Source organism: Mycobacterium sp. GA-1841, assembly GCF_001954135.1.
In the GTDB taxonomy this organism is placed as follows: domain Bacteria; phylum Actinomycetota; class Actinomycetes; order Mycobacteriales; family Mycobacteriaceae; genus Mycobacterium.
On the sequence record NZ_MBEQ01000072.1, the window covers coordinates 1 to 24,723 of the forward strand.

General features: G+C 67.0%; 2 protein-coding genes. Both read right to left on the reverse strand.

What is annotated here, in order from left to right:
• Positions 1-3,940: amino acid adenylation domain-containing protein (locus A5740_RS28765; RefSeq protein ID WP_254849238.1), on the reverse strand; the 3,940-nt coding region annotated here is incomplete at its 3' end.
• On the reverse strand, positions 3,937-24,723 hold a 20,787-nt coding region (locus tag A5740_RS17895), incomplete at its 5' end, for a non-ribosomal peptide synthetase (RefSeq protein ID WP_083654226.1). The genes A5740_RS17895 and A5740_RS28765, both read right to left, overlap by 4 nt.

The window sequence follows — 24,723 nt, forward strand, 5'->3', positions numbered from 1 at the left end:
AGATCTCCCAGACCGAGAAGTCGAACGCCAACGAGTGACATTGACTCCAGCCTTGACCTGCCGTCAGCTGCAGGTCGTCGTCGATGGCTTCCAGCAGTCCGACGACGTTTCGATGCGCGACCGCAACGCCTTTCGGTGTACCCGTGGTACCCGAGGTGTAGATCAGATACGCGATGTCGTCGGGCTCCGGCCCCACCGGTGGCGGTGTGCTCGGCTGGGTCGCCAGCGCGGGGTCGGCGACGTCGAGGACGGCGACCCGGTACCCAGTCAAGCGATCGGCAAGTTCGGCGGTGGTGACCGCGGCGACCGGAGCCGCATCGGAGAGGATGAAGTCGATCCGCTCATCTGGCACCGAGGGATCGATCGGCACATACGCCGCACCGGTCTTGAGCACCGCGAAAACCGCGACCACGGCCTCGACCGACCGCGGGAGCAGCAATGCCACCCGTTGTCCGGCACCGGCGCCGAGGCCGATCAGGTTGCACGCCAGTCGGTTGGCCGCTTCGTCGAGCTCCCGGTATGTCATGCGGCTACTGTCGAAGCTGACGGCTACTGCCTCGGGATCCCGGGCTGCTTGCGCCGCGAAGCGGGCCGAAATCGACGACGGCTCAGATTCGAGCCCCGACAACGTTGCCCGGTTGCCGATCGCGTCGAGGCATGTGTGTTCATCGGGTTCGAGCACATCGATGGCCGACAGCCGCCGGTCGGGGTCGGCAGTCATCGCCTCGAGCACCCGCTGTAACCGATCGACCAGGGTCGTGATGCTTTTCGCGTCGAAAACGTCGGTGCGGAACTCCACCGTCCCCGAAATCCCGGCGGCCTCACCTGCTTTCGTCCAACCTTCGGCGAGCGAGAAAGACAGGTCCATGCGGGCTGTGCGGGTGTCCAGTGGAAGCTGAGTGACCTCGATGTCCCCCAGCATCAAACCGTCGCCTGGACCGCCCGCCTGACCGGGAACGTTCTGCCACGCCAACATCACCTGCACCAGGGGGTGATGGGTCACCGACCGGGTCGGGTTGAGGCGCTCGACCAGCACTTCGAACGGCACATCCTGGTGTTCGAAAGCGCTCAGACTGCGTTCCCGAACTTGAGTCAGCACCTCGGCGACACTGGGATCGCCGTCCAGGTCGACGCGAAGCACCAAGGTGTTGACGAAGAATCCGACCAGGGCGTCGAGTGCCGGATCGCGGCGCCCGGCGATCGGAAAACCCACCGCGACATCGGGCGTCGCAGCCAGCTTGGACAACAACACCGTCAGGGCGGTCTGCACCACCATGAAGCTGGTCGCGTCGTACTCGCGAGCCAGTCGCGCAACGTGGCGCTGCAGGTCGGCCGGCCACCGCACGTCCACCCGGTCGCCGCTTTGGCCGGCCACCAACGGATACGGACGGTCGGTCGGTAGTGCAATGCGTTCGGGCATCCCGGCCAGAGTGCTCTCCCAAAAGCCCAGTTGCCGGGAGATGCGACTGTCCGCGTCGTCGAGATCGCCGAGTTGCGCGCGTTGCCATAGCGTGTAATCGGCATACTGCACGGCCAACGGCTCCCAACCGGGGCATTGTCCGGCACACCGGTCGGCGTACGCAGTACCGAGGTCAGCCACCAGCGGAGCGATCGACCAGCCGTCGGCCGCGATGTGATGCAGTACGGCGACCAACACATGCTCATCCTCGGCCACTCGGAAAAGCCGTGCCTGCAGCGGTATCTCGGTAGACAGATCAAAACTGTGTTGCGCCGTCTCCGAGACCGCCGCGGTCAGACGGCTTGGCGACCAGTCCGCTGCGTCGATGACGTCCCAGCTGAACTCGACGTCCACGTGTGGAACCACCCGCTGCTGCGGTAGCCCGTCGACCGCCGGAAACACGGTGCGCAGGCTCTCGTGACGCTGCAGCAGATCGCCGAAGGCCGCGCCCAGCGCCGTGACCTCGAGCTCGCCGCGCAGACGCAAACCGACCGCCAAGTTGTACACCGGTGAAGGACCATGTAATTGGTCGATGAACCACAGCCGGCTCTGCGCATAGGACAGCGGCATCACGGACGGTCGAGATCCGGCGACCAGCGGCTGCAGTCGATGTTGCCCGCCGCCGATATGGAGCATAAGTTGGGCCACGGTGGGCGCGTCGAAGATCATGCGCTCTTCGAGACCGGCATCCAGCGTCCGGTTGAGTGCGGCGACCAGACGCATCGCCAGCAGCGAATCACCGCCCAGGTCGAAGAACGAATCGTCGATTCCGACGCGCTCCAGCCCGAGGATCTGTGCGTAGATTCCCGCGACGATTTCCTCGGTGGGTGTGGTCGGGGCACGGTAGTCGCTGGACTGGTATTCCGGCGCCGGTAACGCCTTCTTGTCGAGTTTTCCGTTGACCGTCAACGGCAAACTGCTCATCGACACCACTGCGGCAGGCACCAGGTACGGCGGCAATCGGTCGGCCAGCGCGCCACGCGTTGCAGCGGGATCGGCGGCTCCGGTGATGTAGCCGACGAGGCGCTTGTCGCCGGGCTGGTCCTCCCGCACGATCACCTCGGCCTGCTCAACTCCGTCCAGGCGTGTCAATGCCGCCCGGATCTCGCCGAGTTCGATGCGGTATCCGCGAATCTTGACCTGTTCGTCGGCACGGCCCCGATACTGCAGTTGGCCCTCGGCGCCCCAGGAAACCAGATCCCCGGTGCGATACATGCGGGCGCCGGCGGGCGCGAACGGACACGCCACGAACCGGGTGGAGCTCAGCCCGGCCCGGCCGACATAGCCATAGCCCAAACCCGCACCGGCAACGTACAACTCGCCGACCACGCCCACCGTGACCGGACGTAACCAGCCGTCGAGGACAAAGAACGCCAAGTCGGCCAGCGGCACACCGATCGGGCTGACGGTGTCATCGAGGTCCGCCGTCGTGATCTCGCGAATTGAGGCGTGCACGGTGGTCTCGGTGATCCCGTACATGTTGATCAACCGTGGCGCTCCGACATGACGGTCCCACCACGGCCTCAACCGCGAGGGTTCCAGCGCCTCCCCGCCGAAGATCACGGCCTCCAGGCTGAGATGCACGGCGGATCCGGCCAGGGCACTGTCGGCGGATTGCAGCGCATAGAACGCCGACGGTGTCTGGCTCAACACCGTGACCTGCTGCTCGGCGAGCAAGGCATGGAACTCGTCCGGTGCGCGGGTCACCGATTCGGGAACCACGACCAGCCGCCCGCCGTGCAGCAAGGCACCGAAGATCTCCCACACCGAAAAGTCGAACGCCAGTGAATGGCACTGGGTCCACACCTGCTCCCCCGACAAGGGCAGGCGGGTATCGATCGCATTCAGCAAGCGCGTCACGTTGCGATGTGGGATGGCCACCCCCTTGGGCACACCGGTGGTGCCCGAGGTGTAGATCAGGTAGGCGACGTCATCGGGTTGCGGCTCCGCCGCCAACGTGGCAACGGTGGGTGAGGCAGGAGTCGATGCCTGGTCCGCACTGACATCGATCACCGTCACACCGCGGCCGTCGAGGCGGTCGGCCAGGTCCGCGGTCGTCACGGCCGCCACTGGGGCGGCATCGGCGAGAACGAACTCCAGCCGCACATCGGGCACCGCCGGGTCGATGGGAACATATGCCGCACCGGTTTTCAGTATTCCGAGGATCGCCACGATCGCCTCGGTCGATCGCGAGAACAGCACGGCCACCCGCTGCCCCGGACGCACTTCGTGCTCGATGAGCCGATGCGCCAACCGATCTGCCGCCGCGTCGAGCTCCTCGTACGTCAGTGAACTGCCGGCGCAACTGAGGGCCACCGCGGCCGGATCACGCGACACCTGGGCCGCGAACAACGCCGGAATCGAGGCGCCGGTGAACGGCTGGGTCAGTGCGTCACGGTTGCCCCACTGCTCCAATTCGTCGAGTTCATCGTCGTCGTCGAGGTCCATCGACGACAATCGCCGGTTGGCGTCGGCGGTCACGAGGGCTGGTCCTTCCCGGTCATGGCCTCGAGCGCTCGCCGGAACCGCCCGACGATCTTGGTGATGCGCTGTGTGGTGAACACTGCGGTGTCGAACTCGACACGCAGAACGAATTCGGCGCCGGGCATCGCTTGCAGGGTCAGCGGATAATGGTTGTACTCGCGGCCGGTCACGTCGGTGATGGCCAGCCCGTCGGCCATCGATGACACTGCGGTCTCCACGGGGTAGTTCTGGTAGACGAACAGCGTGTCGAACAACTGCTCGTGGCCGACGGCTCGATGAATCTCGCTGAGGGCCAGGTGCTGGTGGTCGAGTGTGTCACTGTGCCGGCGTTGCAGGGTGTCGAGCAGATCGGCGATGGTGGTCTCCGGGTTGATGGTGGCGCGGACCGGCACGGTGTTGATCAGCAGGCCGATCATCGACTCTGCACCCGCCACATCGGCCGAACGGCTCGACACCGCAACGCCGAAGGTGACATCGTGCTGTCCGGTCAGCCACATGAGCACTTGCGCCCAGGCCGCCTGGAGCACCGTGTTGACCGTGGTGTGTTGCGACCGGGCCAGCTCGTGCACGGCCCGGGTGGTGTCGGCGGTCAGGCGGAAGGTGTCGGTGGCACGGGCTCCGGGCCTCGCCCCGGCGTTGGGAGCGACCAGAGTCGGAGTGGTGAAGCCGTCCAACATGTCACGCCAGGCGGTGCGCGCGGCATCGACGTCTCGATCTGCCAACCACGTCACGAATCTGCGATACGTCCCGGCAGCGGGCAGCCGCTGTCGGTGATAGCCGGCGAAGATCTCCTGCAACAGGATCGGCAACGACCAACCGTCGAGGACGATGTGGTGGTACGTCATGACGAACCGGTGTTCGTCGGCCCCGGACCGGATCAGTGCGGCGCGGAACGCCGGCTGGTGGATCAGGTCGCATACCGCGGAACGTTCGGCCGCGCAGAGCCGTTGCAGTTGCTCTGCCCCGGATACGTCGAGGTATTGCCAGGGCACGCGCGGCTCGAGCGGGATGATCTGTACGGGGTCACCGAATCGCTTGTCGAAGCGGGCGGCCAGGTTGGGGTGGCGGCGGACCACGTGCTGTACCGCCTCGCGCAACCGGTCGGCATCCAGCGGCCCGGTGACGGTGACGTCGAGCTGCATGGCATAGACATTGTCGTCATTACCACGAGTGGTGTTGGCTTGGAACAGGAGACCGCTTTGTAAGGGCGTCAGCGGCAGTATGTCGGCGACCCGGTGATCCTGGCTCAGCTCGTCGATCTGATGCTGGGTGAGCTGGGTGGGGATGATGTCCGACGGGGTCAGGCCACCGCCCCCGCTGCGCACGTGCGCGCAGATGCCGGTCAGAGCATCGAACCACAGCCGCGAAAGCCGGCGGACCTGGCTCTCGTCCAGCACCGAGGGAGCCCATGTCCACGATGCGTAAAGGCTTGGGCCGGAATCGGTTTCGACGGTGCTCGCGTTGAGTTCCACGGTATGCCCGAGCGGCATGGGGATGGCTGCGGCGGCAGCGGAGACGGCGGCTCCCTCCCGATCGACCTGCCAGAGCCCGGCGACAGCCTCGGCATCCCCCGACCCGGTTGCGCCCAGCCGGCCGAGGTAGTTGAACGCGATGGTCGGGTCGGCCCCACGGAGTTCGACGTCGGGATTGAGGTAGCGCAACAATCCGTAGGTCATTCCGTCGGGAAGGCCGCGAAGCTGTTCCTTGACCGCCTTGATCACGTCGCCGAGTGCCGCATCGCCGGCCACGACCGCAGACCAGCTCAACCCGTTGAGATGCCGGCCGACATTCAATGCCATCGGATATTTGGTGGTGAACCACCCCACCGTCCGGGACAGATCGATGTTCCGGTCGCCGAGCCCGTCCAGTTCCTCACTACGGCCGTGCCCTTCCACATCGACGACGACGGGCAGGGTGACCTCCAGGAACTCCGTCAACGCCAACCCGTAGGCGATCAGCAGAATGTCCTGTACCCCGGCATGAAACGCCGCCGGGGCCGCACCGAGAAGGACGCGCGTGGTCGCGACATCCAGAGTTGCGGTGAGGTGACCGGCGGTGGCGTATGTGTCCGCCTCTGGTCGCACCGCCGGCAGTGCGGACGGATGTGCCAGCACCCGGCGCCAGTGGTCGGCCTGCTCCACCACGGTGGAGGTGCGCGCGTGCTGATCGAGCAGGTTCGACCACTGTACGAAAGACGTTCCGACCATGGGCAATTCCGCCGGCCTGCCCTGGCAGAGCTGGGCCCAGGCGATGTTGAGGTCTTCGAGCAGGATCCGCCATGACACCGCATCGACGGCCAGGTGGTGGACGATCAAGACCAACTGGCCGGTGGTTGTCACCCACAGTGCGCTGACCATCTGTCCGGTAGCCGGGTTCAGCCGCGCGCGGGCCGCTGCCAACGCCTGCTCGGACATCACGTCCAACGACTCCAGATCTGCTTGTGCAGAGCCTGTCTCGGGTATCAGCAGCGACCAATGTCCGTCATCGTCCTGTGCTGCCCGCAGCCGCAGTGTCGGGTGCCGATCGAGCAGCGCGTTCAAGATGGTCTGGACATCGGATTCGGTGACTCCTGCGGGAGCTTGGACCACCACCGTCTGGTTGAACTGATCGACAGGTCCACCGGCCCGGTGAACGTCTTCCAGCCACCGCATGATCGGCGTCGCCCTTGGTGCACCGACTCCCTTGTCGGCCGGGCCGGCGTTTTCTCCGGCCACTTCGACCACTTGGGCCAGCCGGGCGACGGTCTGCTCGACGAAAATGTCACGGGGCCTGCACATCACACCGCAAGCCCTGGCCCGGGCCACCACCTGCATGGACAGGATGCTGTCGCCACCGAAATCGAAGAACGAATCGTCGACTCCGACCCGCTCCAGCCCGAGCACCTGGGCGTAGATGTCGGTCAGAACAGCTTCGACGGGAGTCCCCGGTGCGCGATACCGATCGGCGTCCTGGTAGTCCGGGGTCGGCAACGCGTGCGTGTCGAGTTTGCCGTTCACGGTCAACGGCAACGCGTCAATGACCACGATCGCCGACGGCACCAGGTAGGCAGGCAGGCTCTCGGCCAAGACGTTTCGCGCTTCGGTCGGATCCACGGACCCGCCCGTCACTTCGGTGACATAACCGACCAGACGTTTGATTCCCGGTTGGTCCTCCCGAGCGATCGCCACTGCTTGTGCCACTCCGGCCACACCACCCAATGCGGCCTGGACCTCCCCGAGTTCGATGCGGTAACCCCGAATCTTGATCTGGTCGTCAGCGCGGCCCAGATACTCCAGTTGGCCGTCGGCACGCCAGCTCACCAGATCACCGGTGCGGTACATCCGAGCTGCCGGGCGGTCCGGGTCGCTGAACGGGCAGGCCACAAACCGTGCTGCGGTGAGCCCCGACCGGCCGAGGTACCCGCACGCCACACCGTCACCGGCCACATACAGTTCGCCGACCACCCCGGGTGGCACCGGATGCAACCACTCATCCAGGACGAACAGCGCGGCGGTGGGTACCGGGGCACCGATCGGGGCCGCCCCGGTCCCAGGCCGCAACGGTGCACTCATCGAGGCGTACACCGTGATCTCGGTGGGGCCATAGGCGTTGATCACCACGCGCCCGGGCGCCCATCGATCGACCACCTCACCGGGACATGCCTCACCGCCGAGCAGGAGGGTCACCGACTCCAGGCCCTGTGGGGACAATGCCCCGGCGGCGGAGGGAGTCTGAGTCAGGACGTTGACCCCTTCACCGACCAGGAGGGCATGGAAATCGTCCGGTGAACTCACCACCGACTCGGGCACCACCACCAGGCGGGCGCCGCCCAACAGCGCGGCCCAGATCTCCCACACCGAGAAATCGAAAGCATACGAGTGACATTGGGTCCAGACCTGCTCGTCGGGCAGGTTCGCAGGCGTGGACCGGGCCAGGTGGCCCAGGTTGTGGTGGGTGACGGCCACACCTTTGGGAACGCCGGTCGTGCCCGAGGTGTAGATCAGATAGGCGATGTCCCCGGGCGCGGGGTACGGCAGCGCCGTGCCCGGTTGGTCGGCAGCCGCTGCCGCGGTGATGTCGATGACCTGGACGGGATGTCCGCGCAACCGGCCGGCCAGGGCGGTGGTGGTGATCGCGGAGACCGGCGCGGCATCGGTCAGCATGAACGCGATACGGGCTGGAGGCAGCGCCGGGTCGATGGCGAGGTAGGCGGCCCCCGTCTTCAGCACCGCCAGCATCGCGACGATCGCCTCGGCGGAGCGCTCCAAGAACACCGCCACGTTGTGGCCTGGGCCGGCGCCGTGACTGATCAGCAAGTGCGCCAGCCGGTTTGCGGCCTCGTCGAGGCCTCGGTAGGTGAGTGAGCGGCCGTCGTCGCTCACCGCGACGGCCTCTGGGTGGCGGGCGACCCGGAGGTTGAACAGCTCGGGGACCGACACGGGGATCGAGGGCGGCACCGGCCCGGTCAGCGCCGCCCGGTTGCCGATCGTGTCGAGGTGCGCGTGCTCACGGGCGTCGAGGAGATCGATGGCGGACAGACGCCCGTCGGTGTCGGCGGTCATTGCCGACAACACGAGCTCGAACCGCTTGATCACCGATTCGATGGTGGCAGCGTCGAACACATCGGTGCGGAACTCCACCGTGCCGGTGATACCGGCGGGAGCACCGGTCGGGGTCCGCCGCTCGGCCAGGGAGAAACTCAAATCCATCCGGGCGGTGTGAGTGTCCGCCGGCATCTGGCTGATCTCGAGATCGCCGAGCACCGGTGCGGCACCGGACTGTCCGGGAACGTTCTGCCAGCCCAGTGCCACCTGGACGAGAGGGTGATGGGTCAGGGACCGGGTCGGGTTGAGCCGCTCGACGAGCACCTCGAACGGCACATCCTGATGCTCGTAGGCGGCCAGGCTGCGGGCGCGGACCTGGGCCAAGAGCTCGGCGACGGTGGGATCACCGGACAGATCCGCCCGTAGTACCAGGGTGTTGACGAAGAATCCGATCAGGTCGTCGAGCGCCGGGTCGCGGCGGCCGGCGATCGGGAAGCCCACGGCCACATCGGAACTGCCGCTGAGCCTGGACAGCACGGTCAGCAGGGCGGCCTGCACCACCATGAAGCTGGTGGCGTTGTGCTCACGGGCCACCAGGGCGATCTGTTGCTGCAGTTCGACGGACCAGTCCAAGGTAACCGTGGCGCCGCGTTGATCGGCCGCCGGCGGGTACGGCCGGTCGGTGGGCAGCGCGAGCCGCTCCGGCATGCCGGCCAGCGCGTCCTGCCAATACCTCACCTGCGCGGCGATACGACTGTGACGGTCGCCGAAGTCACCGAACTGCGCGCGTTGCCACAGTGTGTAATCCACGTATTGGACGGCCAGGTCGGCCCATGCCGGGGCCTGCCCCGCGCTTCGACTGGCGTAGGCCACCCCGAGATCAGCCATCAGCGGCGTGATCGACCAGGCATCGGCGGCGATATGGTGCACCACCGCGGCCAGCACGTGCTCATCGGCGGCGATCCGGAACACCGTTGCCCGTAGGGAAATCTCGGCGGCCAGATCGAACACGTGACGAGCCGCCTCGCAGATCGACTGGTGCAACTGGGGCGTCGACCACCCGGTGGCATCGACGACGTCCATGCGGAATCCCGCGTCCTCGACTGGTATGACGCACTGCCGTGGGATCCCGGCGTCGGCCGGGAACACTGTCCGCAGACTCTCGTGGCGGGCCACCACGTCGGCCAGCGCCTGCCCCAACGCGTCGACGTCCAACGCCCCGTGCATCCGCAGTGCGGTCGCCATGTTGTACACCGGTGAGGGGCCTTGCAATTGGTCCAGGAACCACAGCCGCGTCTGCGCGAATGACAATGGAACGACGGCAGGCCGCGCTCCGGCCACCAGGGGATCCAGTCGCGACCCTTCCCCACCGATGCACGGCGCCAATTGCGCCACCGTGGGCGCCTCGAACACGACCCGCACGGCGAGGCCGGTATCCAGGGCGGCGTTGATCGAGGAGACGAGACGCATCGCCGAGAGCGAATCCCCGCCGAGATCGAAGAACGAATCGTCGACCCCGACCCGTTCCACGCCCAGCACAGCGGCGTAGATCCCGGCCAGGATCTCCTCGGTGAGGCTGCTCGGGGCGCGGTAACGGTCGATGTCCTGATAGTCAGGTGCCGGCAGCGCGCGGGTGTTCAGTTTGCCGTTGGCGGTCAATGGCAGTGTCGGCAAGGCGATCACCGCGGCCGGCACCATGTAGGTCGGAAGTTGCTCGGCCAGTTGAGTGCGCAATTTGGCCGGATCCGCGGTCCCGGTCACGTAGCCCACGAGCCGCGTGTCGCCGGGCCGGTCCGCCCGAGCGATCACCGCCGCCTGGTCGACGCCGTCCAGCCCGGCCAGGATCGCCTGGATCTCGCCGAGCTCGATGCGGTAGCCACGGATCTTGACCTGTTCATCGGCGCGCCCCACGTAGTGCAGCTGCCCATCGGCGTCCCAGTACACCAGGTCCCCGGTGCGGTACATCCGTTGTCCGACAGCACCGCTGCTGCCGAACGGGCAGGCCACAAACCGCGAAGCGGTCAGACCCGACCGACCCAGATACCCGACACCCACGCCGCGCCCGGCCACATACAACTCACCGACCACACCCCGCGGCACCTGGCGCAGCGACCCGTCCAGGACGAACAGCGCTGCACCCGGTACCGGCGCGCCGATCGACGGCGCCTCGGTTCCCGCGGCCAAAGGTGCGGTCCTGGAGGCACATATCGTGGTTTCGGTCGGACCGTAGGCGTTGACCATCACCCGCCCCGCGGCCCAGCGCTCCACCAAGTCGGCCGGGCATACCTCACCAGCCACCAACAACGACACCGCCGCCAAGCGCTCGGGTGACAGCAGCGCCACCGCGGAAGGGGTCTGGCTCAACACATCGACCCGCTCGGCAACGAGCAACGTCTGCAGGTCTTCTGGTGACCGGGCCGTCGACTCGGGCACGACCACCAGCCGCCCGCCGTGCAAGAGCGCGCCCCAGATCTCCTCGACCGAGGCATCGAACGCATAGGAATGCCATTGCGTCCACGTCTGTCCCGCCAGGAAGGTGTCGGTCGACCCCAACAGCTCGGTCACGTTGCGGTGGGCGATCGCGACTCCCTTGGGCACACCGGTGGTTCCCGAGGTGTAGACGACATAGGCGATGTCGTCGGCAGTCGGTACCCGTGAGGAGGGACCCGAAATACCGTCGGGAGCCGGGGTGGCGGCGTCCGCCGCATCGCTGAGATCGATGAGCGGCAGGTCGTACCCGGTCAATCGACCAGCCAGCCCGGCGGTGACGATCGCGACGGCGGGATCGGCATCGGTGAGCATGAATTCGATTCGCGCATCGGGCAGAACGGGATCGATCGGCAGATAGGCCGCCCCTGCCTTGAGCACCGCCAACATCGAAACGACGGCTTCGGCGGATCGTTCGGCCAGCAACGCCACGCAGTCACCCGCACGCACACCGGACGCGATCAATCTGTGCGCCAATCGATCGGCGGCCAGGTCCAGTTCCCGATACGTCATGGCGCGGCCGGCGCAGCTGATCGCCACGGTCTCGGGCGCACGGGCCACCTGTCGGGAAAACACGGCCGGAACCGATTCCGGGGTCGTGGCCGCGGCGAGCACCGCCCGGTTACCCCACCGGTCCAACTCGGCGCGTTCTACCGCGTCGAGCACGTCGATCGTCGACAGCCGCTTGGTCGGGTCGGCAATCATCACCGCCAAGACCCGTTGCCACCGTGCGAGCAGCGTCTTGATGCTGTCGGCGTCGAACACGTCGGTGCGGAATTCCACCGCGCCGCTGATACCGGCGGGCTCACCGGTTTCGGTCCAGCGCTCCCCGAGGGAGAATGTCACGTCCATGCGGGAGGTCTGGGTGTCCACCGGCATCGGCGTCACGTCCAGGTCCCCCAGCCTCAGGCCGTCGGCGGCCCCGGTGTCCTGCCACGGCAGGTTCTGCCAGGCCAGAGCCACCTGCACCAGCGGGTGGTGGGCCAGGCTGCGCGTCGGGTTGAGCCGCTCGACCAGGACTTCGAACGGCACATCCTGATGCTCGTAGGCGGCCAGGCTGCGGGTGCGTACCTGGGCCAGAAGCTCCGCCACGGTCGGGTCACCGGACAGGTCGACGCGTAGTACCAGATTGTTGACGAAGAAGCCGACCAGTTCCTCGAGTGCGGCGTCACGCCGGCCCGCGATCGGGAAGCCAACGGCCACATCGGTACTCGCGCTCAGCCTGGAAAGCACCGTCAGCAGCGCGGCTTGCACCACCATGAAAGTGGTCACGCCGTGCTCACCGGCCATCGCGGCGACCTGCTGCTGCAACTGCGCGGGCCACTCCACCGTCACGGTGGCACCACGCTGATCTGCCACCGGCGGGTACGGACGATCGGTGGGCAGCGTCAGACGGTCGGGTAGCCCGGCCAACGCGTCTTCCCAGTAGGCCAACTGCACGGCGATCGGGCTGTCGCTGTCGGCGATGTCCCCGAGGCGGGTGCGTTGCCACAGCGTGTAATCGGCGTACTGCACTGCCAACGGCGCCCAAGCGGGCGCGTGCCCCGCACGCCGGGCGTCGTAGGCAAGATTGAGATCACGCACCAGCGGCGTCAACGACCAACCGTCGGCGGCGATATGGTGCACCACCGCAACGAGCACATGTTCGACCTCGCTGACCCGGAAGAGCTTGGCCCGCATGGGTATCTCGGTGGAAAGGTCGAAGCTGTACCGGACGGTGGCCTCGATCGCCTCGTCCATGGCCGAAGCCGGCCAGCCGGTGGCGTCCACGACCTCCCAGCCGAAATCGACATCCTCGACGGGGGTCACCGCCTGTCTGGGTGTCCCGGCCGGCGAAACGAACACGGTGCGCAGGCTTTCGTGACGGCCGATCACGTCCGCCAGGGCTTCGCCCATGGCGTCGGCGTCGAGCCGGCCGTGCAGTCGCAGACCGACCGGCATGTTGTACACCGGTGACGGACCGTGCAATTGGTCGACGAACCACAGCCGATTCTGAGCGAACGACAGCGGAATCACGTCGGGACGTGCACCGGCCACCAACGGTTCACCGGGCTCGGCACGCTCACCGACACACCGGGCCAGTGCGGCGACGGTGGGTGCCTCGAACACGGTCCGTACCGAAAGCTCGGTACCCAGAACGGCGTTGACGGCCGAGACCAGACGCATCGTCGAGACGGAATCGCCGCCCAGATCGAAGAACGAGTCATCGGCGCCGACCCGTTCCACGCCGAGCACGCGAGCGTAGATCTCGGCCAGCGTCTCCTGGTCCGGACCTGCCGGTGCGCGGTAATGACCGACGTCCCGGTAGTCCGGCGCCGGTAGCGCCCGGGTATCGAGCTTGCCGTTCACCGTCACCGGTAGCGCCGGCAGGCTCACCACCGACGTGGGAACCATGTAGCCGGGCAGCCGTTCGGCAAGCAGCGCACGTGCCGTGATCGGGTCGGCGGTGCCGGTGATGTAGCCCACGAGCCGTTTGTCACCAGGTTGGTCTTCACGCGCGATCACCGCGGCCTGTTCGACGCCGTCCAGCGCGGCGAGGGCCGACTGGATCTCGCCGAGTTCGATGCGGTAGCCACGGATCTTGACCTGCTCGTCAGCGCGGCCGAAGTACTCCAACTGCCCGTCGGTGCGCCAGCAGACGAGATCGCCCGTGCGATACATGCGGGTACCGGGTTCCCCGAACGGGCAGGCCATGAACCGCGACGCGGTCAGCCCGGCCCGGCGCCAGTACCCGATGCCGACGCCCGCGCCGGCCAGATACAACTCGCCGACCACGCCCGCGGGCACCGGACGCAGCCACTCGTCCAACACGAAGAATGCCGCCCATGCTGTCGGCGCCCCGATCGGCGGCGCCCCGGATCCGGCGTCCAGTGGGGTGCTGGCACACAACCACATCGTGGTCTCGGTCGGTCCGTAGACGTTGACCATCACCCGGCCGGGCGCCCACCGATCCACCAATTCGGGTGGGCACGGCTCCGCACCGATCACCAGTGCGGTGGATTCCAGGCCCTCCACCGACAGCACTCCGGCAGCCGACGGCGTCTGCGTCAGCACGGTGACCTGCTCACGAAGCAGCAAGGCGTGGAAGTCATCCGGAGACCGGGTCACCGCATCGGGCACCACCACGAGCCGGCCGCCGTGTAGCAGCGCACCCCAGATCTCCCACACCGAGAAGTCGAAGGCATAGGAGTGGAACTGCGTCCACACCTGCCCCGGCGTGAGCGGTACCCCGATCTGCAACGAGTCGAAGAGCTGGGCCACATTGCGCTGGGTGACCGCCACCCCCTTGGGCTGCCCCGTGGTACCCGAGGTGTAGATGACGTGGGCCATGTCGTCAGGTGCCGGGGGCGCCAACGGCGCGCCGTTCTGGGTCGCGATGACGCGATCCGCCACATCGACGATCGTCAGGGCGTGGCCCCGGAACCGGTCGGCCAGGGCGGCGGTGGTGACCGCCGCCATCGGGGCCGCGTCGGTGAGCATGAACTCGACGCGGGCTTCGGGCAGTGCCGGGTCGATCGGCAGATAGGCCGCGCCGGTCTTGAGTACCGCCAAGATCGCCACGATCGCCTCGGCCGAACGCCCGAACATCAACGCCACCCGCTCGCCGGGTCCGGCCCCGCGACCGATGAGCAGGCGCGCCAACCGATTTGCGGACTCGTCGAGCTGCCGGTACGTCAACGAGGTGTCCCCGCAGACCACCGCCACGGCCTCCGGTGCCCGCGTCACCTGGGCGGCGAACAATTCCGGCACCGACACCGGCTGCGGAAGGCCGCTGAGAACGGCCCGATTGCCCCACTGCGCAAGCTGGGTGCGTTCGGTCTCGTCGAGGAGGTTCACCGCAGACAGCGCCCGGCAAGGATCGGCGGTCATCGCCTCCACCACCGCCTCGACCCGGTTGGTCAGGATGTCGATGGCCGCGGCGTCGAAGACCGTGGTGTCGTATTCAAGACGCAGACGCAGTTGGGCACCGGGGATGGCTTGCATCGTAAGCGGATAGTCGGTGGACTCGTGGCTGGTGTACTCGGTGATCTCCAACCCGTCACCGGCGGCTGACAGGGCGCTGCTGTCCACCGGGTAGTTCTCGAACACGAACAGGGTGTCGAACAGGCGGTCATGGCCGGTGACGCGGTGAATATCGCTGAGCGAGAGATGCTGATGCTCAAGGGTTTCGGCGTGCTGACGTTGCAGCGTGCCGAGCAGGTCGACGGCGGTGGTCGCGGCCGTGATGTCCACGCGCACCGGCACGGTGTTGATCAGCAACCCCACCATGGTCTCGGCGCCCGCCACCTCGGCCGGCCGGCCCGAAACCACGGTGCCGAAGGCGATGTCGCGTTGGCCGGTCAGTGAGTTCAGCAGCAGCGCCCAGGCGGCCTGCAGCACGATGTTCATCGTGGTGCTGCGTGCGCGCGCCAGTTCGGTGAGCGCCCGGGTCGTGTGTGCCGACAACCGATGCGTCCGCACACCGCGCGGGCCGGGGGCCGGTTTGTGTGCGGGACCGACGAGGGTGGGAGTGTCGAAACCGTCGAGCACCGCACGCCAGGCCGCGTGGGCGGCGGCGACGTCGCGTTCGGACAGCCAGGTGATGAAGTTGCGATACGGCGTGGCGGCCGGCAGTCGCCGCCCGTGATACCCGGCGAAGATCTCCTGTAGCAGGATGGGCAGTGACCACCCATCGAGCACGATGTGGTGGTTGGTGAGCACGACGTGGTGCTGATCTGTTGCGGTGCGGATCGCCGCCACCCGGAAGGCCGGCGGGTTGGTCAGGTCGCAGACCGCGGTACGTTCCTGGGCACACACCTGCCGGATCTGCTCTTCGGTTGTGGGCCCGTCGAGTTCGACGTATCGCCATCCGGCCGCGGGGTCGGCCGGGATGATCTGTACCGGCGCGTCGAACTGGTCGCAGAATCGCGCCGCCAGATGCGGATGACGGACGGCCACTGCCTGTACGGCTTCGGCCAGTCGATCCGCATCGAGTGCGCCGCTGACGGTGATGTCCAACTGCACCACATACAGGTCCTCGGGCCCGTGCGTGGTGCTGCTGTGAAAAATCAGGCCCTGTTGTAATGCCGTCAACGGCAAGATGTCCGCGATCCGATGTTGCCGCGCCAACTCGTCGATCTGGTGCTGGTCCAGTCGGGCGGGCGCGATGTCCGACGGGGTCAATCCGCCGCCGCCGTTTCGCACGTGTGCACACAGACCGGTCAGTGCGTCGAGCCACAGTTGGCTCAGCCGGCTGATCTGTTCCTCGTCGAGTGCCGAGCGTGCCCAGGTCCAGTTGGCGTGCAGGCGCGGTCCGGTATCGGTGTCGACGGTGCCGGTGTCGAGCGCGACGGTATGCGTCAACGACATGGGTGTTGCGACCGCCGCTCGGGTCGCCGACGAACTGTCCGGCGAGAGCCGCCACAAACCATCGTTTGTCTCGGCTGACCCGGCACCGAGACGGCCCAGATAGTTGAATCCGATTGTCGGCTCGGCGGCTTCGAGATCGACATCGGCGTTCAGGTAGCGCAGGAGACCGTAGGTCAACGGTGACGGCAGGGCGCGGAGCTGCTCCTTGGCCGCTTTGACCACCCTGCCCGATGCCACATCGCCGGTCGTCACCTGGGACCAGGCCGACCCGCCGGCGTGGTCGTAGATGTCCCGGTCGTCAAAGTCAAGAGCCACCGGGTACTTGGTGGTGAACCACCCGAGCGTCCGGGACAAGTCGATGTCAGTGGCGAGTTCCTCGTGCCGGCCGTGGCCCTCGACGTCGATGCCGACCCGGGTCCCGGGTCTACCCAGTACCCCGCAGAATTCGGCCACCGCAAGTGCCAACGCGATCAACAGGATGTCCTGCGCCCCGGCGTGGAACGCCGCAGGCACCTCCTCGATGAGCATACGAGTGGTCGTGGCGTCCAACGAGACCGTCAGCTGCCCGGCGTTGTCGTAGGTGTCCTCGTCCGGCCGGGGCGCCGGCAGCAGTGCCGTGGCGGTGAGTGCCTGTCGCCACGCCTCGGTGTGGGCGACGACCTCCGGGCGATCGGCGTGAGCGGTGAGACGTTCAGCCCACCGAGCGAACGACGTCCCGGTCGGCGGCAGTGCCACCGGCCGGCCGGCGCGGTGCTGAACCCAAGCGACGTTGAGGTCGTCCAACACAATTCGCCACGACACCCCGTCGACGGCCAGGTGATGACCGATCAACACCAGCTGGTTCGCAGACGTCACCCACAGCGCCCTCAGCATCACCCCGGCCGCCGGGTTCAGGCGCGTGCGCGCCGCCACGAGAGCATCGTCGGTCAGTGTGTCAACCGCTTCCAGACACGTTCTGGCATCGACGGTGCCGGGCGCCGCCGCGGTCAACGTCCAGCCGTCGAGGCCGTCTGTCAGCCGCACGCGCAGCATGGCATGTCGATCGAGCAACGCCTGCAGCATGATTACGGCGTCTGCCTCGCCGGCCTCGACCGGCGCCTGCACCACCAGCGCCTGATTGAACTCGTCCACCGGGCCACCGGTGCTGTGCACCTCGTGCAACCAGCGGATGATCGGGGTGGCCAGGACGGGTCCGACACCGTCATCGACCGGGCGGGATACGTCCTCGGCCGCGGCGACCACGCGCGCCAACCGGGCAGGCGTCTGCTCGACGAATATGTCTCGTGGTCGACACACCAGGCCGGCCGCCCGGGCACGAGACACCACCTGCATGGACAGGATGCTGTCGCCGCCCAGGTCGAAGAAGGAATCGTCGACGCCCACCCGCTCCAGGCCCAGCACCTGGGCATAGATAGCCGTGAGAATTTCTTCGACAGCATCCGCCGGCGCCCGGTAACCGCCATGTGCCGAGCCGTAGTCGGGGGCGGGCAGCGCTCGGGTGTCGAGCTTTCCGTTGACAGTCAACGGAAGTACGTCGAGCCGCACCACGGCGGCGGGCACCAGGTACGCCGGCAGGCACTCGGCCAGTTGGACGCGGACTGTTGCCGGATCGGCAGTGCCGGTGACATAGCCGACAAGCCGCTTGTCGCCGCGACGGTCCTCGCGCGCGATCACCGCAGCGTGGTCCACGCCGTCCACCGCGGCGAGAGCTGACTGGATCTCGCCGAGTTCGATGCGGTATCCACGAACCTTGACCTGCTCGTCGGCACGGCCCAGGTAGTTCAGCTGACCGTCCGGTCGCCAGGACACCAGATCCCCGGTGCGGTACATGCGCGTGGCCGGCTCCCCCGCCGCGCCGAACGGACAGGCCACAAACCGAGCGGACGTCAACGCACTCCGGCCCCGATAACCGTATGCCACACCGGCACCCGCCACATACAGCTCGCCGACCACTCCGACCGGCACCGGACGCAACCATTCGTCGAGTACGAAGAGCGCCGCACCGGGCACCGGCGATCCGATCGGCACGCCCCGGCCGGACTCGAGGGGTGCACTGATCGCGACGCACATCGTGGTCTCGGTGGGACCGTAGGCGTTGACCATCACTCGTCCGGGAGCCCAACGGTCCACCACCTCAGGCGGACAGGCCTCGCCGACCACCACCAGCGTCGCCGACTCCAAGCCCTCACGCGGCAACGCCGCCATTGCCGAGGGAGTTTGGGTCAGCACGTCGACGTGTTCGCGAACCAGCAGAGCATGGAAGTCCAGGGGCGAGACCGCGACGTCTTCGGGTACCACCACGACCCGCCCGCCTCGGAGCAGAGCGCCGAAGATCTCCCACACCGAGACGTCGAATGCCAGGGAATGGCATTGGGGCCACACGCCGGGGCGTGGTAGCCCGGCATCGAGCGTCTCCAGTAGCTGGGTGACGTTGTGATGTGTGACGGCAACGCCTTTGGGGGTGCCCGTCGTGCCCGAGGTGTAGATCAGATATGCCACATCGTCGGTGTTCGGGGACGCAAGCGAACCGGATCGGCCGCATGCCGCGCGGGGCTGGTCGTCGGCCACGTCGACGATCACGAGGTCGTGGGGCTGTAGGCGTTCGACGAGATCTGTGGTGGTGACCGCGGCGATCGGTCGTGCGTCGCCGAGTACGAACTTCAGCCGGGCCGCGGGCACCGCCGGGTCGATCGGGACGTAGGCGGCGCCGGTCTTCAATACCGCCAGGATCGCCACGATCGCCTCGGCAGAGCGGTTGAACAGCACTGCGACACACTGACCTGGAGCAGCTCCGTGCCCTATCAGCAACTGCGCCAACCGGTCCGCCGCATCATCGAGTTCCCGATAGGTCCAGGACCGTTCGCCGCTGGTGAGGGCGATCGCTTCGGGTGTCCGAGTCACATGGTGGGCGAACAACCCGCTCACCGTCACCGGCCGCGGTGCCGGAGAGGTCAGCGCCGCGTGGTTGCCGATCACCGCGAGGTGGGCCTGCTCATCACCATCGAGCAGATCCAGCGAAGAGAGACGTAGCGTCGGATCGGTGGTCATGATGGTCAGGATTCGGCGCAACCGAGCCATCATCGTCGCGATGCTGTCCGGGTCGAACACATCGGACCGGAACTCCACGGTGCCACCGATCCCCGCCGGCTCTCCGGTTGCGGTTCGGCGCTCACCCAGCGACAGATTCACATCCATCCTGGCCGTGTAGGTGTCAACGGGCACGGGGAGTGCGCGCAGATCCGCGAATGTCAGTTCGGTTGTGGAATCGATGATCTGGTGGGTGGCACCGTTCTGCCATGCCAGTGCCACCTGCACCAGAGGGTGGTGAGACAGCGTCCGGGTCGGGTTCAGTTGGTCGACGAGCACCTCGAACGGTACGTCCTGATGCTCATAGGCACCCAGGCTGCGCGCCCGTACCCGGTCGAGTACTTCAGCGATCGTGGGATTACCGGCCAGGTCCACCCGCAGCACCAGGGTGTTGACGAAGAACCCCACCAGGTCATCCAGGGCTGGGTCAGTACGGCCGGCGACCGGGAAGCCCACCGCCACGTCAGTACTCGCGCTCAGCCTGGACAGCACTATCAGCAGGGCCGCTTGTACCACCATGAAACTGGTCGCATCGTGCTCGCGGGCGACGCGGGAGATCTGCTCGTGCAATTCGACCGGCCACTGGACTGCCATGGTGGCGCCGCGCAGATCGGCCAGCTGCGGGTACGGCCGGTCGGTCGGCAGTGCCACCCGTTCGGGCATGCCTGCCAACGTCTCCCGCCAGTATTCGACCTGTTTGGCGATGCGGCTTCCACTGTCTCGAACATCACCCAACTGAGCGCGCTGCCACAGTGTGTAATCGACGTATTGCACAGGCAGATCGGACCAGGCTGGATGCTGCCCGGTGCTGCGGTCGGCATAGGCCGCTGCCAGGTCGGCCACCAGAGGGTTGATCGACCAGCCGTCGGCGGCGATGTGATGCACCACGGTGGTGAGCACATGCTCGCCGTCGTCGACCCGGAAAAGCACAACCCGCAGCGGAATTTCGGCACACAGATCAAACCTGTACGCCGCCGCGTCGCTGACCGCAGCATGAAGCTCGTCAGCCGTCCAGCCGGCGGCGTCGACGACAACCCAGCTGATTTCGACACTGCCCGGGTCGATCACCAGCTGGTGCGGCACGCCGTCTTGTGCGGCGAACAGGGTTCGCAGGCTCTCGTGACGGGTCACCACGTCGGCGAACGCGTCCGCCAACGCATCGACATCAAGCGGACCGTAGAGCCGGAATGCCGCGGCCATGTTGTAAACCGCTGACGTGCCGTGTGATTGGTCGCCATGGAATTGATCGAGGTACCACAGCCGGGACTGAGCGAACGACAACGGAATCACCGCGGGCCGCTCCGCTGTGGTCAACGGCTCCGTGGCCGGCCCGCCAGGACGGACCTGCGACGCCAATTGCGACACGGTAGGTGCCTCGAACAGCTGGCGCACGGTGATGCCGGCGTCGAGTGCGTTGTTGACGGTGGCGACCAGACGCATCGCCGACAGCGAATCCCCGCCCAACTCGAAGAACGAATCATCGATGCCGACGCGCTCGTGGCCGAGGACCCGGGCATAAATGTCCGCCACGATCTCCTCGACCGGGTTGCCCGCGGCACGGTAGCGGTCGGTGTCGACGAACTCCGGTGCCGGAAGGGCGCGCCGGTCGAGTTTCCCGTTGACCGTCAGCGGGACGGTGTCGATCACGACGACGGCGGCGGGGACCATGTAACTGGGCAGCCGATCGGCCAGCTGCTGTCGAACCCGGTCCGGATCGGCGGTACCCGTGATGTATCCCACCAGACGCACGCCGGCCGCAACCTCGCGAGCGATCACCACGGCTTGGGTGACCCCCTCCAGAACGGCCAAGGCCGCTTGGATTTCCCCCAACTCGATGCGGTACCCGCGGATCTTGACCTGCTCGTCGGCGCGCCCCAGATACTGCAACTGACCGTCGGTCCCCCACCGAACCAGGTCACCGGTGCGATACATCCGCCGTCCTATGGCACCGAACGGGCAGGCCACGAACCGTGATGACGTCAGGCCGGCCCGACGCCAATAGCCCACGCCCACACCGCGTCCGGCGATGTACAGCTCGCCGACGGTGCCCGGCGGCACCGGTCGTAACCAGGCGTCGAGCACGAACAACGCGACCCCGGCCACCGGTGCGCCGATCGGCACGATCGGTGTGCCGGCCAGTGGCGCGGTCATCGATGCGTACACCGTGGCTTCGGTCGGACCGTAGGCGTTAATCACCGCTCGGGCGGGGGCCCAGCGCTCAACCAGCTCCGACGGACAGGCCTCACCGGCGACCACCAGCACCATCGAGTCCAGACTGGGCGGGATCATCATGCCCGCCGCCGACGGGGTCTGGCTCAATACGCTCACCTGTTCGGTGACCAGCAACTGATGGAATTCGTCGGGCGATGCGGCGACGGATTCGGGCACGACGACCAGTCGCGCACCGTGTAGCAGCGCTCCGAAGATTTCCCACACGGAGACGTCGAAACTGTATGAGTGCCACTGGGTCCACACCTGTCCAGGGCCCGATGACACGTCGTCGTTCAGGGCACCGAAGAGCCCGGGCACGTTACGGTGCGCGATGGCAACGCCTTTCGGCGTACCGGTGGTGCCCGAGGTGTAGATGAGGTAGGCGATGTCGGTGGGTGCCGGACCTGGTAGCGCGGTATGGGGCTGATCCTGCGCCTCACAGTCGTCGATGTCGATGACGGGCAGATCGCACCCCGCCAGACACGATCGGTGTGCAGCGGTGGTGACCGCGAGGATCGGTGCCGCATCGGCCACCATGAATTCGATGCGTGCCGACGGAAGCGCCGGGTCGAGGGGTACGTACGCGGCGCCGGTCTTCAGTACGGCGAGGATGGCCACGAGGGCCTCGGTGGAACGGGTGAACAGTACCGCCACGACCTCGCCAGGGCCTGCGCCCTGACCGGACAGTACGTGCGCCAACCTGGTTGCAGCTCGGTCGAGTTCGTGGTACGTCATCGAGCGGCCGCTGCAGGTCACCGCGACCGCGTCGGGTGTGCGTGCCACCTGCGCGGCGAACAACGCCGGGATTGTCTGCGCCGGTTCGGATTCGGCCAAGACCCTGCGGTGGCTCCATTCGTCCAGCCGGGCGTGGTCCGCCTCGCCGATCAGATCGATCGCCGACAACGGCCGCCGCGGATCCGTGGTCATCGCGGACAACACCGTTGTCAACCGCTCGATCAAAGCCTTGACGGCAGGCAGATCGAAGACGCCGGTGTCGTATTCGACCCGTAGCCCCATCTCGTCCCCCGGCAGAACCTGGACCGCAAGGGGATAGTGGTTAGATTCGTGAAACTGCAGTTCCGCCACTGTGAGGCCGTCGGCACCCAACGGGGCGGTGATGTCGATCGGGTAGTTCTCGAAGACCAGGAGTGTGTCGAACAGCTTGTCGTGGCCGGTGATTCGGTGGAGGTCGGCGAGCGCCAGATGCTGGTGCTCGAGGGTGTCGTTGTGACCATTCTGGAGTTGGCGCAGCAGATCGATCGTGGTGGTCGCCGGTGTGAAGCCGGCCCGCACCGGCACGGTATTGATCAGCAGCCCGACGATCGAATCGGCGCCGGCCACCTCGGCCGGGCGCCCCGAGACCGTTGTACCGAACGCGATGTCCGGCCGACCGGTGAGCCGACACACCAGTTGCGCGTAAGCCGCCTGCAGGACGACGTTGGCAGTGGTGCGTTGTGACCGGGCCAGCTCGCCGATCGCGTGCGTGAGCGACGTTGGTAGTCGGAAGGACTCGATACCGCGCTGGGCTTGCCCTCCCCGGTCTCCTGGGGCCACCAGTGTTGGGGAGTCGAAGCCCGCGAACAGGTGACGCCAGGCCGCATGGGCGGCGGCCGTGTCCCGTTCGACGAGCCAGGTGATGAAGCTGCGGAACGAGGGTGGCGCAGGCAACCGCCGTCCCTGGTAGACCGCGAAGATCTCCTGCAGCAGGATCGGCATCGACCAGCCATCGAGCACGATGTGGTGTGCGGTGAGGATCAGCCGATGCCGATCGGCGGCCAACCGCAGCAGCGCGCCCCGGAAGCCGGGCTGATCACCAAGCGCGCATACCGCGCTCCGTTCCGCGGCGCAGATGCGGTCGATCTGCTCGTCTATGCCGACACCGTCGGAATCCAGCTCGAGGTACCACCACGGCGCCACCGGATCGCTCGGAATGATCTGCACCGGTTGGACGAACTGGTCGCAGAACCGTGCCAGGAGGTGCGGATGGCGCTTCACCACAGTGTGTACCGCGTCGCACAACCTGCGCTGGTCGAGGGGGCCGCTCAACGTGATGTCCAACTGCATCGCGTACACACCGCCGGGGCCCTGTGCCACGCCGGCATGGAACAGCAATCCTTGTTGCAGCGGGGTCAACGGCAGGATGTCGGCGACGCGGTATTGGCGGCTCAGCTCATCGATCTGGCTCTGTCGGAGTTCGGTGGGGGCGATGTCCGATGGCGTCAACCCGCCCCCGCCGGTGTGGACGTGCGCGCAGATGCCGGCCAGCGCCTCGAACCACAACCGGCTGAGGTCATTGATCTGAGCATGGTCGATCGCCGAGCGTGCCCAGGTCCAGTTGGCGCTCAGCGCCGGCCCGCAGTCGGTGTCGACGGTGACGGCGTTGAGTTCGACGGTATGCCCCAGCGGGGTGGGCACTGCACCGGCAGAGCGCGTCACCGCGGATTCTTCTGCGCAGATCCGCCACGCCGCCTCGCGATTCTTGTCGACGGTTCCACCCAGTCGGCCGAGATAGTTGAATGCGACTGCCGGATCGGCGTTGTGGAGGTCGATGTCGGGGTTGAGGTAGCGCAGCAGTCCGTAGGTGAGGCCGTCGGGTTGGTTGCGGAGTTGTTCTTTGGCGTCTTTGATGACGGTGCCGAGGGCGGGGTCGCCGGCGATGACTTGTGTCCAGCGCAGGCCGCCTGGTGTCAGGGCGACGGGGTATTTGGCGGTGAACCAGCCGATCGTGCGTGACAGGTCGACGTCACCGCCGAGTTCGTCGTCACGTCCGTGGCCCTCGACGTCGATGGTGATCGGGGCGCCTGTGCTGCGCGTGAACTCGGCGAGCGCCAGCGCGAAAGCGATCAGCAAAATGTCCTGTGTCCCAGCGTGAAACGCCGCGGGCACCTCGCCGAGCAACCTGCGGGTGGTCTCGGTGTCCAGCGACGCCGAGAACTGCCCGGCTGTCTGGTAGGTGTCCACGGCCGGCTCGGGCGTCGGCAACGCGGGCGGGTTGGCGGTGATGCGTCGCCATGCCTCGGTGTGGTGGATGACGTCGGGGTGGCGCGCGCTCTGGTGGAGGAGTTCGGCCCAGCGGGGGAAGGAGGTGGTGGTGGGTGGGAGTTGGATGGGTTGGTCGGCGTG